Origin of the sequence: Candidatus Clostridium radicumherbarum, from assembly GCF_045310525.1 — a bacterium.
In the GTDB taxonomy this organism is placed as follows: domain Bacteria; phylum Bacillota; class Clostridia; order Clostridiales; family Clostridiaceae; genus Clostridium_AT; species Clostridium_AT radicumherbarum.
The window spans coordinates 170,479-188,537 of sequence record NZ_JBJHZY010000001.1 but is presented as its reverse complement, the minus strand read 5'-3'; the positions used below and the strand labels follow the sequence as shown (position 1 = coordinate 188,537).

Below are 18,059 nucleotides of genomic sequence, written 5' to 3'. Positions count from 1 at the left end.
ATGAGCTTTTAAGGATGATTTAATCTAAAATTAAATCACCAAATAAGAATTTTTGGGGGGTTTTTTAAATGGCAAATATGCTTCAGCTTATAACGAGAAATTTATTAAATAAAAAGCAAACAAGACTCTTCCCTGCAGCTGCAGAAAGGCCAGCTTTTGAACGCTCAAGAGGAAGAATTGTATTAAATCCAGACACCTGCATACTATGCGGAATTTGTTCAAGGCGCTGCCCTGCAGATGCTATTATAGTTGATAGAAAAGAAGGAAAATGGGAATTGGATGCATTAAGATGCATAATCTGTGGAGAATGTGCTACAGCATGCCCAAAGAAATCTATAACTGTGACTAATGATAGAAGACATGCAGCAGAAGATAAGGAAATAGTAATTCATAAGGTTGAAATTCCAGTTCCTGCTTCAAAGCCGGCAGCCCAAAAGACTACGGCTCAAATGCCCGCTGAGAAAGAAAATATGCAGAAGGAAAAGGTCGCAAATACAGAAGAATCTAAAACTGCATAGTTATTATTAAAGGGTTTACCACCCTAAATAGCTAAACCAGGGCTTTATGCCCTGGTTAGCTATTTTTTTGCTCTTTATTTAGAAACATGGCTTTAAATATGATAATAACCATGAAGCTGAATCTAATATATTTGTTAAACTAATAATCAGTAACTCTTTTAATGTCTGCTTAATATACTGACTATGTACTAAGAATTAAAGGAGTAACATTATGCATACGCTTTATACTTTATTTATTGCTCTTGCAAATAATTTAGATAATATCGGGGTTAGAATAGCCTACAGCATTAGAGGAATAAAAATAACTACAGCTAAAAATCTTTGGATATCTATAATAACCTTTATAATCTCCTCCTTAGCTGCTTTTTCTGGATCCTTTATCTCAAAGCTTTTAAATAAAAATACAGCTTCTATAATAAGTATGGTTCTCTTAATCATCATTGGCTTATGGATTATTATTGAGCCGTATATACACAAAAACAAAATAGAAAGTGATGATATAGATATAAAAAACTCTAACATATATGATATATTAGTAAATCCTGAAAAGGCCGACAAAGATAAGTCGAAGGATATAGATTTTAAAGAAGCTACTTTTCTAGGTATAGCCCTATCTATTAATAATATTGGAGGAGGCTTAAGTGCTGGGATGATTGGATTAAATGCCTTTTTCGTAGGTTTTTTTTCAGCTGTAATCAGCTTTCTGGCACTTTTTGCAGGAAACTATATTACTGATTTCTTTAAGAAATGGAATCTGGAGAAAAGAGCCACTATACTTTCAGGGCTAATATTAATTCTTATAGGTATTAAACAAGTCTTCTAAGCTGGAAACCAATGCTTAAGTAATATTTAAGCTCATAATGAATTACAAACAACTTATGAATATACACTAAATTTGTTGATAAGACAAAGAACACTGGATGAGTTTTAATATAAACCCTTCAGTGTCCTCTTCGTCTTCTGCTTGTTCAGTGTCTAATTTTTAATATTTTCTATTACATTATATTTTTATTTTTTTCTTATTTCTGAAAATAAAGTAGAAAATTATTATTATAACTGCAGCTATTACAACATAATCAGCTAAATGAAGCCACTGACGTATCTTAGTCCAATTTTCTCCCATGTAATAGCCTGCATAACTTAAAACAATACTCCAAAGTAAGGAGCCAAAGAAAGTATAGGCAGCAAACTTCTTAACATTCATTTTGCTTATACCAGCAGGCAGGGAAATAAAAGTTCTTACTATAGGCAGCAGCCTTGAATAAAAGGCAATCTTTTCACCATACTTTTCAAAGTATCTATCGCTCATTTCAAGATGGGATTTTTTAAGTCTCAGCTTATCTGCATACTTTTCTACAAGAGGCCTACCGCCTAGTGCACCAATATAATAGCAGACAATAGAACCAAAGGTTCCTCCTAAAGTTCCAATAATAATTACTGCATAAAGATTAAGTCTATGACCTGTATTTGCAGCTGATGCAAGATATCCTCCAAAGGGAAGAATTGCTTCGCTGGGTATTGGAATACATGCGCTTTCAAGTGCCATTAAGGCTGCCACACCAAAATAACCAAGCCTTCCAAGAGTAGCAACAGCCCAATTAACTATTAGTTCAATCATTTGTGTTCTCCTTTATTACTTCCAAAGTTCTTACAATATATTATTATACTACAGTTAAAATAATTTCGCGATGAAATTGTACTTTACTTAATTAAAACTTAATAAATCCCTTATTTTACGAAAACTCATTACTTGTTCTAACTAATTCAGCCGTAGATGGTATTTATTCTAAAAATGATTTATAATGTAATTATATCCAATATTTTGTAACAAAGAGTACAACAATTAATAATCGTTGTGTAAAGGTAACCTAGCTGGTGATAAGAGACAAGTAAAGGTTGCCCATTACAGAGGTAGGAGGATTTATCTTGAAGTATAAAAAGTATATAATATTCGTTGTATGTATTGCTATAATAGGTAGCCTTATTGGAATTAAGCTGCTGAGTAGCAAGATTAAAGATAATAATAAAGTTAGTACTGTTAGTAATGATACTAGTGGTGGAGGTACAAATGCAGAGACCAATAGTACAAATGCAGCTGGTAATACTAAAGAAACAGTTAACAGTACGCATCCTTCCATAGAAACAAGCAAGCTTGATATCACCATGATTGGTACAACTCCTAACACAGAAGGCAATACCATTGAAAACTTATCAACTGGGGGGTATTTTGCTAAGCAGGGTAAATGGATATATTTCACCATGCCCCCAGCTAATTCAAAACCTCATCCAATCTATAGAGCAATGAGTGATGGTGAAACCGGCCTAAAGGCCATTACTAAGGAAGGAATTTATAGATATATTAATGTTATAGGAGATTGGGTATATTATCTTAACGGCGACACTGGTCCCTTTATTTATAGAACAAAAACAGATGGAAGTCTTACAGAACAAGTTAGCGAATTCCCTGTATTTTATATGTTTATTAAAGATGGGACTATTTATTATAACTCACCACTTGGGATTTACAAATTAAGTATAGATAGTTCAAAAAAGAATCTTGGAACCTTAATAGCGAAAGGTTCAAATTATAGTTATTTTTATATTATTAATAATTTAATTTATTTACTTGCTACTGATATGCGATCAGTTAATTCTACTCAAGGCAATACAGATTGGGTTTTTAATCTATACACCATGAATTTAGATGGTACAAATTTTAAAAAATTAAGCACTGCCAATTCATATTACTATATTTTTTATAATAATTATTTATTTTATTTAGGTGATAATCAAAGGCTTTATAGGATGAACCTTAATGGCTCTAATAAAATACAATTATCTAATTCTACAGTAAGTAATTTTAATATTAATAAGGATAAAATTTACTTTACGGGTTATGGTGGAAACCAAAATGATATTTATAGGTCGGATCTTAACGGAAAAAATATAGTTAATATAACTAATAACAGCACTTTGAATAACAACTCTGCTTATCAGGGTGTATATTTTATTTATAATTTATCCATTATAGATGGTTACGTATTTTATTTTGGGCAGTCTAGCGGCAATTTAGGCCTTTATAAAACTAGTCTAGATGGAAGTATAACTAGACAATTATATTAAAGGAATACAAGGAGGAAGCTCCATTGAAATACAAAAAATATATAATATATGGTATATGTATTGCTTTAATATGCAGCTTTATTGTTTTGAGGCAACGAACTATTAAAAGTAATGATAATTTAAAAAGTACTACGGTCACTAATGATACTAACAAAAATAAAACCACTTCAGAAAATAATACAAAATCAAAGGATGGTCTTTATGCTGAAGTCAACAAAACAGAACCCCCTAAAGGAAAAATTACAAACGATATTACAATGGCTGGCACCACCCCTAATACAGAAGGTAATTCCTCGGGAAATTTATTAAATGGTGGTTATTTTGCTAAGCAAGGAAAGTGGATTTACTTCACTTTACCACCGGCAAATTACAAACTTCATCCAATTTATAGAGTTATGACTGATGGTGAAACAGGATTAAAGGCTATAACTAAGGAAGGAAATTTTCGCTGCATTAACGTTATAAGTGATTGGGTGTATTATCTTGATGATAAGAGTGGATCTTATATTTTTAGGACAAAAACTGATGGAAGCCTTACAGAAGTGGTAGTTGAATATACTGCCTTTAGGATGCTTATTAAGGATAATTTTATTTATTATTCTTCTCCAGAAGGAATATACAAATTAAAGCTTAATAGTTCAAAAGGAGATAAGGGAACCTTAATTACAAAACGTCAAGTTTTCACCTATATGAGCATTTACAATAATTTAATATATAATTCTACTTATGAACAGGCCACAAATTTGTCTAATGACACTGTAACTGTTACACGTCTTAATTCCATGAATTTAGATGGATCAAATTTCAAAAAGTTAAGTAATGATAATATAATTAACTTTGTTATTTACAACGACTATATATTTTATATCAATTACAATGATCAAAGACTTTATAGAATGAACCTAAATGGCTCAAATAAAATATACCTATTTCCTTATACTATTCAAAACTTCAATATTAGCAATGATAATATTTATTTCACAGGAAAGGACCAAAATAATATTTACAAATCAGATCTTAACGGGAAAGGCATAACTAAAATTACTAATAATATATTTGTCTTTGAAAATAATAATAGGGATAATTCCATTGCTATTAATTATATTACAAGTATTAGCATAGTTAATGATAATATATTCTTCTTTGGTGAATCTGAAAGTGGTCAAAAACTATATAAGGTCAAACTGGATGGCAGCTTTGAAAAGCAGCTTAATTAATAAAAGCCTGTTTAGCATGAAATCTAAACAGGCTTTATACTTTATTATTTACAAGAATCTCTTTCAACGATTTGATGAGGTAATACAAAATGGTGCTGAACTAATTCTGCTCCATTTATTATTTTTATAAGCATTCTCATACCAACAGAACCCATGTCATACATTGGCTGCTCAACAGTTGTTAGCTTAGGATAGAAGTATGCAGCACTGTAGATGTTATCAAAACCTATAACATCTATTTCTTCTGGTACCTTCCTTCCCATATCTCTAAGTGCATTTATAGCACCCATAGCAAGCTCATCACTTGCACAAAATACTGCGTCTATCTCATTATTTTCTAAAATCCTTTTAATACCTTCATAACCGTCTTGAGGTTTTAAGCCACCAAAACTGCAGAGCTCATCTTTTAATTCAAGATTGTTCTTTTTAAGCGCTGTTCTGTAGCCTGCAAATCTATAAGCTGCAGCATTTACTGCATCCTCATGAGAACCTATGTAGGCAATCTTTTTATTACCTTTTTTAACAAGATAATTTATGGCATCAATTGCTGCCTTTTCATTATCTATTGTAACGCTTGGAAAGGTATTTTCTTTATCTGTAGTTTCAACCAGCACTGTTGGAAGTTCTAGCTCCTTTATGAGGTTAATCATTTCTGCTTCTAAGGAATTACTCATGTAAATAACTCCATCTACCATTTTCTCCTTAAGTACTCTTAGGTACTCCATTTCCTTATCAGGATCTAAATCGGTATTACAAAGCATTATATTATAGTTGTATATATTAGAAACATCTTCTGCACCTCTGACTATTTCAGGATAAAACTGATTAGATATATCAGGGATTATAATTCCTATAGTTCTGCTCTTTTGTGTCTTTAAACTTCTTGCAATTATATTAGGTCTATAACCTAATTTCTTTATAGCATCCTGAACTTTTTTCTTAGTGTCTTCATTTACTACATCTACATCATTCAAAACTCTGGAAACAGTAGCAATAGATACTCCTGCTTCTTTTGCAACGTCCTTAATTGAAGCTGCCATAAAATCAACTCCTACTCATTATTCTATTCCATAATTATACTTATAAATTCATCACTTTACAAGTAAATATGTACTGATTTTATAAATACTTTATATTTTTTTCCATTCATACCTTAGAATTCCATAAAGATACATATCCCATCTCTTACCATCTCTATGTATAAACTCTCTGTATACTCCTTCTTGTTTAAAACCAAGCTTTTCATAAAGAGACATAGCCCCCTTATTATAGCTAAATACGTTAAGCTGAACTCTATGCAAATTTAACTCATTAAAAGCGAAATCAAGCAACAGCTCCATTGCCTCTTTTCCAAAGCCGCCGCCTCTGTACTTTGTTTCACCAATGCCAATACCTAGATTAGCAACACCATTCCACCATTGAATATTACTTAGTTCAATATAGCCAACCATTTTATCCTTATCAATTGGCCTTATTGAGAAAGAATAACTTTTACCTGAAATTTGAGTTTCCTTTATCCACTGCTGGAGCTCCTGTTTAGATTTAGGACTCGCTGGAATTTTATCAAAAAATCTTAGAAAATCCGCATCTTCATACCAGCTTGCAATAGTTTCTATATCTTCTGCATTTATAGCTCCTAATCGAACCTTATTTCCAGTTAACATTCCACTTTTAATCATAGGTACACCTCTATCAATAGTCTTATATATGTATTATATACATATCCTTTTATAAATAAAAGGAAAAGCTAAACCACTAGTTATTCTTTGTGATTTAGCTAAAATACTTAAAACTATGCACTTTTCGAAATATTAAGGTTCACTGCTTCCTTTTTATCTTTTCTTGAAGCTATCCAGTAAGGCACTGCCACAAATAATGAGCCACCAACAATATTTCCTAAAGTTGCAAATATTAAATTATGAGCAATTCCTGCAATAGTTACCTGAGCACCCTTTGAAAGAATAGCAGCTAGCGGCAGTAGTGTCATATTGGCAACACTATGCTCATAGCCTGAGGTAATAAATGCAAATATACACCAAAAAATCATTATAAGTCTTGCTGTCTCTTCCTTTAGTTTATAATAACACCAGACTGCTAGACAAACTAGTATATTGCAAAGTATGCCTCTTGCAAAAATTTCAAGGGATGTTGGTGCTATCTTTCCTTGTGCACCTTCTATAATATATTTTCCTGTAGTGCCTTTAGCGAGGCCAGTAGCTAAAAAAAGTGCTATTGTTATCATAGAACCTATAAAGTTTCCTGCCCAGCTAAATGCCCAAATCTTTACTGCGTCCAGCCAAGTAGTTTTCTTTTCAAGTGCACCTATAGTCATTACAAGGTTCGTCCCAGTAAAAAGCTCTGCTCCAGCAGCCATTACAAGGCTAAGGGCAACTCCAAAGGATAATCCCATAGCTATTTTATAAGCTGGTGAATTTGCATAATGAAGCGCCCCGCCTATAGTAAAAATAAATATATATGATATACCTATAAACATTCCTGCTAGTACAGCGGCTGTTAAATAGTTTAATTTGCTCTTTTTTAGTGCATTTATTTTCTTTTCAGCATAATGAGCTACATTTTCAACTTCTGCTTTATACATTGTATCTTCTCCTTTTCCCGAATTCTCAAAGCTATTGTACCATAGATTTTTTATTAGCTTTTCTTTAAGAATATTCTGTTTTTGCTTCGGAAAAATAAAAGATAAACTATTCCCTGTCCACTAGACCGGGAACAGTTCGGGCCCCTCAGTGCTTCTCGTTTTTAATGGTGTTTTAGTGTTAAATTTATACTATTTCTCTATTTATCCCAATTTTCAAGCAGATATTTTTCTGCCTCTGCACACCACAGCCCTCTATTCTTCTTAGTAATTTCAGCAAGTGTTGCAAAATGTTTATTGGATTTTCCCTTTTCTTCAAAATCATCAATTGCAGTTAGCTCCATATTGATATTTGTATATATAAGCTTCTTGCCAGCAGGAACCTCTGGAAGTCTAAGGGTTGCCTCTGCAGCGCTGTCAAGTCCTCCAATATGAGTTACCATAACTGCCGGATTAATTTGTTTCTTTTCTGTCATTCTTAAGGATTCAATCATATCATTAGTATTGCCTCCTGTAGTACCAACAATATGAGTTGAGTTATAATGTACATTATAAAAATTACATTCTCCTGAGAAGTTTGTATCTGTAGGGCCAGCAAAGAAATTTAGGCATCCGTCTCTTCCAAGAATCTTATCTGCTTGCTCTACTACCGCTTTAACAGGTGCAAATGCATAAACATCATCAAAGCCTGTACCACCGGTCAAATTCCTTAAATAGCTAACTGGATCTTCAAGGTTTCTTGTGTTTACAAACACTAATTCAATCCCCTCATTTTTTATTTCTTCTGGATTAAATATAGCTTCAGCTCTTTTCAATCTATTTTCATCTACATCAGTTACAACGAGCATTGAAGGTCTTCTATCACAGTGCAGAGCATAATCAATGGCACCAAGACCCATTGGGCCAGCTGCTGCCAGTAGTGCCAGTTTACCACCTTCTACTATTCCCATTTTATGAACATAGCTTCCCATAGTAGTATGATAATTGGCATGAAAGGCACCAATTATACATGACATTGGTTCAGACAGTGAAGCTTCATAATAGGTATCAGCATCATAATGTAAAAGGCATCCAAGCTCCATTACCTCATGAGGCATTATTACATAAGTTGCATCTCCGCCGCAGTATTTATAAGAATATCCTGGTGAATCCATACTTCCCTTATAATTTAAAGCTGGTTGAATGGAGAACTTTTCACCTGGTTTAAATTCGTCCTTCCATTTAGCACCTACTTGAACTATATTTCCTGCCATTTCATGTCCTATTATTATTGGGCTTACTGCAACATCCTTTGGCACCCTTTTGTGGTCAGTGCCTAAAATAGAAGCCTTATAGGAGGACATGCATATGCTGTCTGATACAACTTGTACTAGTATTTCATCCTCTTTTATCTCAGGCAGTTCAAATTCTTCTAGTCTTAAATCCTTTTTACCATATAATCTTACTGCTCTTGTTTTCATAGAAATTCCTCCTTTTAGTCGGAACACTGAGTAGTTTAAGACCACTCGCTTCCGCTCGTAACACTGTGTAGTCTAGCTTGCCGATTGCTCATCGGCAGACTACCCGTAGAAGCCCATTTAGGGCTTCTACCTCGTTAAAGTCCATTTAGGACTTTAACCTCCTTTAAACCTCTTCTGTAAGTATATCAATTATTTCTTTCTTATCTTTTGATGCAATTAACTTTTGGACATTAGCTTCATCCAAACATACAATTGCAATCTTTGAAAGTATATCCATATGATCATTGTTCTTACCGGCAATACCAATAACTATATAGGCTGTATTTCCTTCACCAAAGTATACTCCCTCAGGATATTGGAGCACAACGATTCCAGATTCCTTTATATACTTTATAAATTCATTCATACCATGTGGAATAGCAATTCCATTTCCTATATAGGTGGTAATGTCCTCTTCTCTTTTCCTCATTCCAATTAAATAGGATTCTTCTACATAGCCATTTTCAACTAACAATTTACCTGCTCTCTCAATTGCTTCATATTTTGCTTCTGATTTTAAATTTAAAAGTATATTAGCCTCATTTAATATTTTCTTATCCATTTTAATCTGCCTCCTCATTTAGAATGGTTATAAGAGAGCTTCTTAAATCTTTTAAATCACCTAACCTTAAGACTTCAGTAAACTTCTTATCTTCAATTAATGCTATACTAATCTTACCAATTTGCTCTAAGCTGTAGCTATCTTCATTTTTTCTAGCAAGCATTACAATAAAGGTATCAACATTTTCATTTATAAAGCCTACACTTTTTAATAACATATGCTTTCTTAATCTATAAACTCCTACAAAGGGACCAATAACACTATCAGACCTAGTATGAAGCAGTGCAACATGACTGTTTGGTATTACCACACTTCCCATTTCTTCTCTATTCATTATTAATTTAAATACTTCATCACTATCTTCTATTAGCTTCTTACTGAATAAATCCTTTGATATTAAATCAATTAGACAATTAAAAGAATCTGCCTCAATTACTTCAAGCTGTATATTTTCTAAAATACTATCTAATAACTTATACTTTTCAGCTGATACACTATTTTTTTTAATTTTGGATAGAGCATTAAAGTTGCTGGAAAGCCTATTATTTAATGAATAATTTTTAATAAAATTATTTATTTTCTCTATATCCCCATTTTGAAGAAAGGGTGTTACATTTACCATATTTTCAAACTTAAGCTTCTCATTTAATTTTGTGGTAGTTAATATTATATCGTAATTATTATCCTTTTCATTCCAATCTTTTAAGGAAGAAATTGTGATAGAGCCAATTCTAGGTATGGAATGCTTTATTTTATTCGATAATATTCTTGCAGTGGCTATTCCATTTGCACAAATAATTAAGGCTGACAGCTTATTATTATTTGCGTTGGTTCTTTCTATAGCAGCTCCAATATGCATTGTTAAAAAGCCAATTTCATCCTGAGGCATTGTAATATTATATTTTGAAAAAACTAGCTTACAGGCATAATTAACTGCATTAAAAAGATTTCCGTAATAATCTTTTATTTCATTTATTAAAGGGTTTTTCACTTGTATACCCATATTTATCCTATATAATGCTGGATTAAAATGTTGAGTTAATCCTAAAATAAGTTGTTCATCACATTCAATATTTATATTTAAGTTCTTCTCCACTTCAAAAATCACTTCAGTGGATAATTCTTCAAGAGGTACACCTAATTCTTCAAATTTTCTGTTCATGTTATAAATGTACTTATTCCCCATAAGATGTATAGCTATATATGCTAATTCATCCTCACAAACAGTAATGTTTATGCTTAATAAATAATCTTTTATTTTTTTAATAAAAGCAAATTCTCCTGAGGATAAAATATCCTGAACTAAATAATCAGGTAACTCAATTGCAAAGCCCGACTTTGCTTTCTTAAGTGATAATAATATATAAATAAAGGAATTAAAATAAGACATATCGTCCATGCTTATCATTTCATCTTTTAAAAGTTCAAGTATTTCTTTTGTTTCTTCTATACTTTCTTCATCAAAAATTATCTTAAAGAAAGAATTTATTGCTGCATCATTTTTACTGCCATATACAAAGGCAAGCAATTCATCAATTGATTTGTATTCATATAAAAGTTCAAGGAATATGTTTCTCTTAACCCATTCAGAACCACTGATTTCAATGCCATATCCTCTTTTTCTTTCTAATTGAAGGTTTCTTAAGTTGAGCCACTGTTCTATTTTATCCATATATAAGGTAATGGTGCCTTCAACAACATTTAGCTGGTAACTGAAATAGGCTGATTTATATGGTTCTTCTGAAACCAGAAGCTCTGCAATAATAAGTAGCATTTTCTGATCTTGGCTTAAAAGCCACTGCATTGGAATGCCTACAAGAAGCTGTTGAAGCTTTTTAATGGCATCCTTACTGCCCTTTATGCTTAAGCTAGCGTTTATTTCATTTATTGTAATGTTTTTATCCAATAAAAATTTATTAATAACCGCAATTTCTCTAGAAATAGTGCGGTTACTAACTGCAATTTGTTCTGAAAGGTCCTTTATATTTAAAGGACCTTTCTCTATTATTGAATTTAAGATAAACTTTTGTCTGGCAGTTAAGTCATTCATAGTTTACATCGCCATCCAATACTTTATTTTTTTAATGATTTAACAAAGTTATCATAAGTTGAATTATCTAAAAAGTTTTTAATAGTAACTATCTTAGCATTAGGTGCAACCTGCATTGCTCTTGCAGCTAAGCTCTCTTGTGTAAATACTACTTCCGCTTCTTTAGGAATCTCATTTACAGCTGAATGCCGTACAGTTACATCAAAACCAGCTTCTTTAATTTTCTTTTTAAGAATTGATTCTCCCATTGCTGAGGAACCCATTCCAGCATCACAGGCAAAAACTATTAAACTAGGTACTTCTATAGAATTTACTACCTTTTGTCCCTTACTTTCAGCCTTTAAATTACTAACCAAAGTCTTTGCTTCATTAAAGGTTTCCTCATCTTCGCCAACATGGCTTCTCTTTACTATTACAGATGCTATTAAGTAGGAAACTACAGCACCTACAAGTATACCAGCTAAAACAGGTAAAAGTCCGCCTTTAGGGCTCATAGCTATTTCTGCAAAGATACTTCCTGGTGAAGGTGATGCCACTAAGCCTGCTCCAGTTATTACGAATGTGAAATCAGCAGCTAAACCACCGCCTATTACTGCTAATAATAATACTGGATTCATTAATACATATGGGAAATAAATTTCATGAATACCACCAAGGAAGTGGATTATAACTGCTCCTGGTGCAGATTGTTTTGCCATTCCTTTTCCATGTAACCAGTAAGCTAATAGTATTCCAAGTCCTGGTCCTGGGTTAGATTCCAATAAGAAGAATATTGATTTTCCAGCTTCCTTTACCTGTTGAACTCCAAGCGGATCAAATACGCCATGGTTAATGGCATTATTTAAGAATAATATCTTTCCTGGCTCAACAAATAATGCTATAAATGGAAGTAACTTTGCTTGAGTTACCCAGTTTGCACCATTTCCAAGAGCAACTGATATTGCATTTACTGCTGGTCCAATTGCTGTATATGCTAGTAAAGTAAGTAAGCCACCTAAAATTCCAGCTGAGAAGTTATCTACTAGCATTTCAAAACCTGTAGCAACTTTTCCTTCTACTAATTGATCAAACTTCTTAATAACATAACCACTTAGTGGGCCAACTATCATAGCTCCAAGGAACATTGGCACAGAGGCTCCTGCAATAACTCCCATGGTAGCTATTGCACCAACTACAGCTCCTCTTGTGCCATATACTAATTTACCGCCTGTATATCCAATAAGTAATGGAAGTAAGTAAGTAATCATTGGTCCTACTAATTTTCCTAGATACGCATTTGGTATCCAGCCAGTTGGAATAAAGAATGCTGTTATAAGTCCCCAAGCTATGAAAGCTCCAATGTTTGGAAGAACCATCCCTGAAAGAAATCCGCCAAACTTTTGCATTTTTGCTTTTCCTGTACTATTTTTAACAGTAACAGGCTTTACCATTTTTTTAGATGTTTCCATTTGTTCAAACCCCCTTTTTCTTATTATCTTAACTATAAGAAAAAGTAAACGTTTTTTCAAGATAATGTACTTTAACTTTGACCATGCATTTGTCTGACAACTTTGAACAAAAATTAGGAATATATTTTTATGTATATAAAAAGCTGAGAAAATCTCAGCTTTTTGTATCTTTTATTTCACTACTTCAACTGCTAACTTTAGTTTTTCACCATTTATGCTGGCTTCATTATACTCTCTATCTGTATTGTAAATTACCTCTACAGTAAGAGTTTCCTTCATAATATGGCTTTCGAATTTTCTGATTACGGCTTCTAGCATTTCATTATCTGATACATATAATTTTATCTTATCAGCAACCTCAAAACCGCTTTCCTTTCTCATATTTTGAACCTTGCTAATAACTTCTCTAACATGGCCTTCTTCCTTAAGCTCATCAGTTATATGAGTATCAAGTACAACACCTATTTGCCCCTCTCCGGCAAATGCATATCCTTCTAGTCCCTGCATAGTTACAAGGAGATTCTCAGAATTAAGTTCAATTTCTGTACCTTGAACATTTATAGCTACTATGCCGCCATTTTGTATAGTTTGAGCTAATTCCATCTGATTTCTTGCAGCTAGTTCTTTTCTTATTCCAGGTATAAGCTTTCCATAAGCTTTGCCCAGAACAGGAAGATTTGGCTTTATTTCAAAGTTTACATATTTAGATAAGTCAGCACCTAATTCTAAATTTTTAATATTGAGCTCTTCTTTTATAATATGGCTATAGTATTCAGGAAGCACCTTAGTACTTAGAAGCATTTCAGAAAGAGGCTGTCTGTTCTTTATATTAGCAGCATTTCTTGCACTACGTCCTAAATTAACTACCTTATAAGCTAAATCCATTTCTGCTTCTAGGTCTTTATCAATAAGTTTTTCTGTAACAATTGGCCAATAGCATAAATGAATACTTTCTGGCGCGTTTTTATCTAAATTAACTACAAGATTTTGATACATTTCTTCTGTAATAAATGGTACAAAAGGAGCTGCTATAAAGCTTATAGTCTTAAGCACTCTATATAAAGTAACATAAGCTCCAATTTTGTCATCAGTTAATTCTTCTGTCCAATATCTTGATCTGTTTCTTCTAACATACCAATTTGAAAGTCCATCCACAAATTCTTCAATGGAAAGTGCAGCTTGAGTTATTTTATAACTAGCTAAATTTTCATCAACGCTCTTTATAAGGCTATTAAGCTTTGACATTATCCATTTATCCATTATATTCCCGCTTACAAAGTCTTCATACTTTGTTGGGTCAAATTGGTCTATTTCAGCGTAAAGTACATAGAAGGAATATACATTCCACAATGTGCTTAAAAACTTTCTTTGAGCTTCTATAACAGCTTCTTCATAGAATCTTGATGGAAGCCATGGTGCACTGGAGGTATAGAAGTACCAGCGGGTAGCATCTGCTCCTTCATTGTCTAGAGAAACCCATGGGCTAAGTACATTGCCCTTGTGCTTAGACATCTTAAGACCATTTTTATCAAGTACATGACCTAAAACTAAGCAGTTTTCAAAAGGACTCTTATCAAATATTACAGTTGATATGGCAAGCAGTGTGTAGAACCAACCTCTTGTTTGATCCACAGCCTCTGAAATAAATTGTGCAGGGAAGTTCTCTTCGAATAATTCCTTATTTTCAAAAGGATAATGATGCTGTGCAAAAGGCATAGAACCAGAATCAAACCAGCAGTCTATAACATCTGACACTCTTGTCATTTCCTTATGACAATGAGGGCATTCTAGATGCACAGCATCTATATATGGCTTATGAAGTTCTATATCATCAGGTACATTTTTTCCCTTAGCTTTAAGCTCTTCTATACTGCCAATCATTTCTCTATGACCACATTCACATTCCCATATTGGCAGTGGAGTTCCCCAATATCTTTCTCTGGAAATCCCCCAATCTATAACATTTTCAAGGAAGTTACCCATTCTCCCAGTTCTAACATTGTCTGGATACCAATTAACACTGTTGTTATTTTTAAGCAGCTTATCTCTCATTGCAGACATTTTTATAAACCAGGATTCTCTTGGGTAATATAACAGCGGAGTATCACATCTCCAGCAGTGTGGATAAGAGTGAGTAAAGCCTTCTGACTTGTATAAGTTTCCTGATTCTTTTAAGGCTTCAATAATCTTAGCATCAGCCTTTTTAACAGGTATTCCTGCCCATGGCTCAACTTCAGAGATAAACTTTCCTTCAGTATCTACTAAGTTAATTAAAGGTAAGTCATACTTTTTACCAGTAATATTATCATCCTCTCCATAAGCAGGAGCAGTATGAACTATACCAGTACCATCAGTTAGTGTTACATAGTCAGCATGAACTACATAAAAAGCTTTTTTATCAGGTTTCGCAAACTTAAATAATTGTTCGTATTCTACTCCTTCTAATTCAGAGCCCTTGAATTCCCTAACTATTTCATACTCACAATCAAGCTTATTAAGCAGTGCTTTTGCTAAAATTAAGTGCTCCTCATGATGTAAAACTTCAACATAGTCGTAAGCTCTGTTTAATGCTAAAGCTACGTTACTTGGTAATGTCCAAGGGGTTGTTGTCCATGCTAATATATATTTATTCTCTTCACCTTTAACTTTAAACTTAACATACACAGAAGTATCTTTAACATCTTTGTAACCCTGTGATACTTCATGAGAAGAAAGTGCAGTTCCGCAGCGTGGGCAGTAAGGAACAATTTTATGCCCCTTGTAAATAAGCTCCTTTTCCCACATTTGCTTTAAAGCCCACCACTCAGATTCTATATAGTTATTTTGGTAGGTTACATAAGGATTCTCCATATCTACCCAGTAACCGACCCTCTCAGTCATGTCCTTCCACTGCTGAACGTAGGTAAATACGCTTCCTTTACATTTCTTTATGAAGTCTTCAACTCCATATTCTTCTATTTGTGGTTTTCCTGATATGCCAAGGGATTTTTCAACTTCAAGCTCCACAGGAAGACCATGAGTGTCCCAACCAGCTTTTCTTAGTACCTTATAGCCCTTCATAACTTTGTATCTTGGTATAAGATCCTTCATAACTCTTGTTATAACGTGGCCTATATGTGGTTTTCCATTAGCTGTAGGAGGTCCATCATAAAAGGTAAAATATTCTCCGTCTTTATTCATATCAAAGTTTTTCTTAATTACATCTTTTTCTTCCCAAAGCTTAAGTACATCTTTTTCCATATCCACAAAGCTCTTTGAAGACTCAACTTTTTTATACATAACAAAACTCCTTTCAATTTTATACAAATTATTGACATAAAACTTATAAAAAAAACTTCATCCCAAAAGGACGAAGTTATACTCGTTATACCACCTAATGTTCAAATGCTTACACATTCTATCCTTTAACGCAGGATTACGGATAAACTTAAGATAATGATCCATTTGTCTCATTATATTTCAGTTCTCAGCTCAAAGGTGATTTTCCTTAAAACTTCCCTGTGGGTTTTCACCATGCCCCACTCTCTGTAAGTTCTGAATTTAAGTACTTTTCCTTATCAATGCTTCTATAATTCTCTAATCATTTTAATATACTTAGTTTCAATTGTCAATTTTTTTGTAAATTTAATTCTACAGTAATCTTTTACTCTTTAATGTTTCTCTTAGGGATTCTGCATTGCTAAATAATATAGTATTTATTCTAAGCTTGTCAGCTGCAGCTATATTTTCAATCATGTCATCTATAAAAAGAGTTTCTTCTGGTTTTAAATTATAGGTCTTTAAAAGTTTATTATATATTTCTTTCTCAGGTTTTAATAAGTTTATTTCATAGGAAATAATCCTGCCATCAAAAAGGTTAAAAAATTCATTTTCAGAACTTACTCTCTCAAATGCACTTTTATGAAAATTAGAAAGTAAGAATATGTTGTAGTTTCTTTTCTTTAACTCTTTTACTATTGCAACTGTTTCCAAATTCGGCTTCAATATTCCTATCCAGTCCTTCATTACAATTTCTATTTTTTCCTGCAACTCTGGGGAAGCTTCGTTAAATAACTTTATTGCTTCATCCTCAGTAAGCATTCCTCTATCCAATTCGCACCAATATTTACTTTTAAAAATTGATTCAAAAAGCTTTTTGTTTGTTTGCTTATCAAAATTAAAGCCATTTAAATATTCATCTGGCTTAAAATAAAGCAATACATTTCCGATATCGAACACTACATTTTTAATCATTTTACCCTATCTCCCTCTGTCCAGCACTGCTGTTTAAATTTCATATTCTGTATATTCTTCTGCAAGAGCTATGTTATTAAATAGCCCTTTAGAATCATTTATATAGCTTTCCTTTGGTTCCTCAAACCAAAAATGTGTTAATAACAGCTTTTTAGCTTTTGCTTCTACTGCTATATTGCAGGCTTCTTTAACTGAAAGGTGAGGCACTTGCCCCTTTGATTTAATGTTCTCTGTAGCATAGGCATCACATAGAAATAAATCTGCTTTTTTTGCAAGGCTTATTATATTATCGCAATAAACTGAATCTGCACTATAGGCAAAAATTTTTCCTTCCTTTTCAATTCTCATTCCATAGCACTCAACAGGATGAATTGTTTTATAGAATTCAATTTTAATACTTTTTATTTTATGTGTCATATTCTCTTCAATTATATGGGTATTAAATATGCCTTGAATATTTATATCATTATATTCATTATCTGGAGTCTTTGGTGTATATACTTCAATGGCTTTATCCATGGTTTTAAATTTTAGTTTATTTTGTACTGCATATTTTAAAACATGCATATCTGAAGAATGATCCCTATGTAGATGTGAAAGTATAATTGCATCTAGATCTTCAATTCTACAATATTTTTGGAGTCTGCTTAAAACTCCATTACCGCAATCTATTAAAATGTTAGTGTCCTCATCTTGAAGTAAATATCCTAAGCAGGCTCCATCCTTACCAGGGAATGGTCCATAGTTACCAAGAACAGTTAATTTCATAGGTTTCACCCCTAATTTTTTCTTAATAATATTATATCCAATATG

The 18,059-nt window shown here is 32.8% G+C and carries 15 protein-coding genes and 1 other annotated feature; of the genes, 4 read left to right on the top strand and 11 right to left on the bottom strand.

Annotation, left to right across the window (positions count from 1 at the left end; all coding sequences use genetic code 11):
• The first annotated feature begins 68 nt into the window (after positions 1-68).
• A complete protein-coding gene (locus ACJDUH_RS00970) occupies positions 69-518 on the top strand; it encodes a 4Fe-4S dicluster domain-containing protein (protein ID WP_406763283.1) in 450 nt (149 codons plus the stop codon).
• A gap of 211 nt (positions 519-729) precedes the next feature.
• Positions 730-1,341, top strand: a complete 612-nt coding sequence (ytaF, locus tag ACJDUH_RS00965) for a sporulation membrane protein YtaF (protein WP_406763282.1) — start codon at positions 730-732, stop codon at positions 1,339-1,341.
• Positions 1,342-1,518: 177 nt separating this feature from the next.
• On the opposite strand, the gene ACJDUH_RS00960 is transcribed toward ytaF, so the two are convergent.
• Positions 1,519-2,136 carry a DedA family protein gene (locus tag ACJDUH_RS00960; RefSeq protein ID WP_406763281.1) on the bottom strand — a complete coding sequence of 206 codons (618 nt, stop codon included), beginning with the start codon at positions 2,134-2,136 and terminating at the stop codon, positions 1,519-1,521.
• Between the two features lie 308 nt (positions 2,137-2,444).
• Between ACJDUH_RS00960 and ACJDUH_RS00955 the strand changes: the two genes are divergently transcribed.
• Both ACJDUH_RS00955 and ACJDUH_RS00950 read left to right on the top strand, forming a co-directional pair.
• Entirely contained in the window at positions 2,445-3,641 is a 1,197-nt protein-coding gene (locus ACJDUH_RS00955) for a DUF5050 domain-containing protein (RefSeq protein WP_406763280.1), read from the top strand.
• Between the two features lie 23 nt (positions 3,642-3,664).
• The gene (locus ACJDUH_RS00950; protein ID WP_406763279.1) at positions 3,665-4,858 is read left to right on the top strand and encodes a DUF5050 domain-containing protein; all 1,194 of its coding nucleotides are present in this window, start codon (positions 3,665-3,667) and stop codon (positions 4,856-4,858) included.
• Between the two features lie 44 nt (positions 4,859-4,902).
• On the opposite strand, the gene ACJDUH_RS00945 is transcribed toward ACJDUH_RS00950, so the two are convergent.
• The 10 genes from ACJDUH_RS00945 to ACJDUH_RS00900 form a co-directional block, all read right to left on the bottom strand.
• The gene (locus tag ACJDUH_RS00945) at positions 4,903-5,898 is read right to left on the bottom strand and encodes a LacI family DNA-binding transcriptional regulator (RefSeq protein ID WP_406763278.1); all 996 of its coding nucleotides are present in this window, start codon (positions 5,896-5,898) and stop codon (positions 4,903-4,905) included.
• 90 nt (positions 5,899-5,988) lie between these two features.
• A complete protein-coding gene (locus tag ACJDUH_RS00940) occupies positions 5,989-6,537 on the bottom strand; it encodes a GNAT family N-acetyltransferase (RefSeq protein ID WP_406763277.1) in 549 nt (182 codons plus the stop codon).
• Between the two features lie 113 nt (positions 6,538-6,650).
• Entirely contained in the window at positions 6,651-7,457 is an 807-nt protein-coding gene (locus tag ACJDUH_RS00935; protein WP_406763276.1) for a formate/nitrite transporter family protein, read from the bottom strand.
• A 197-nt stretch (positions 7,458-7,654) separates the two neighbouring features.
• Complete coding sequence (locus ACJDUH_RS00930; RefSeq protein ID WP_406763275.1) at positions 7,655-8,914, bottom strand: zinc-binding dehydrogenase; 1,260 nt, start codon at positions 8,912-8,914, stop codon at positions 7,655-7,657.
• Positions 8,915-9,077: 163 nt separating this feature from the next.
• A complete protein-coding gene (locus ACJDUH_RS00925; protein ID WP_406763274.1) occupies positions 9,078-9,515 on the bottom strand; it encodes a PTS mannitol transporter subunit IIA in 438 nt (145 codons plus the stop codon).
• Between the two features lies 1 nt (position 9,516).
• Positions 9,517-11,565, bottom strand: coding sequence for a BglG family transcription antiterminator (locus ACJDUH_RS00920; RefSeq protein WP_406763273.1), 2,049 nt, complete (start codon positions 11,563-11,565; stop codon positions 9,517-9,519).
• A gap of 23 nt (positions 11,566-11,588) precedes the next feature.
• Complete coding sequence (locus tag ACJDUH_RS00915; protein ID WP_406763272.1) at positions 11,589-13,013, bottom strand: PTS mannitol transporter subunit IIBC; 1,425 nt, start codon at positions 13,011-13,013, stop codon at positions 11,589-11,591.
• Between the two features lie 171 nt (positions 13,014-13,184).
• A complete protein-coding gene (ileS, locus tag ACJDUH_RS00910; protein WP_406763271.1) occupies positions 13,185-16,292 on the bottom strand; it encodes an isoleucine--tRNA ligase in 3,108 nt (1,035 codons plus the stop codon).
• 63 nt (positions 16,293-16,355) lie between these two features.
• Positions 16,356-16,583, bottom strand: a binding site (T-box leader).
• Positions 16,584-16,643: 60 nt separating this feature from the next.
• On the bottom strand, positions 16,644-17,246 hold the full coding sequence (locus ACJDUH_RS00905; RefSeq protein WP_406763270.1) for an HAD family hydrolase: 603 nt from the start codon (positions 17,244-17,246) through the stop codon (positions 16,644-16,646).
• Between the two features lie 33 nt (positions 17,247-17,279).
• On the bottom strand, positions 17,280-18,014 hold the full coding sequence (locus tag ACJDUH_RS00900; protein ID WP_406763269.1) for an MBL fold metallo-hydrolase: 735 nt from the start codon (positions 18,012-18,014) through the stop codon (positions 17,280-17,282).
• Between the last annotated feature and the right edge of the window lie 45 nt (positions 18,015-18,059).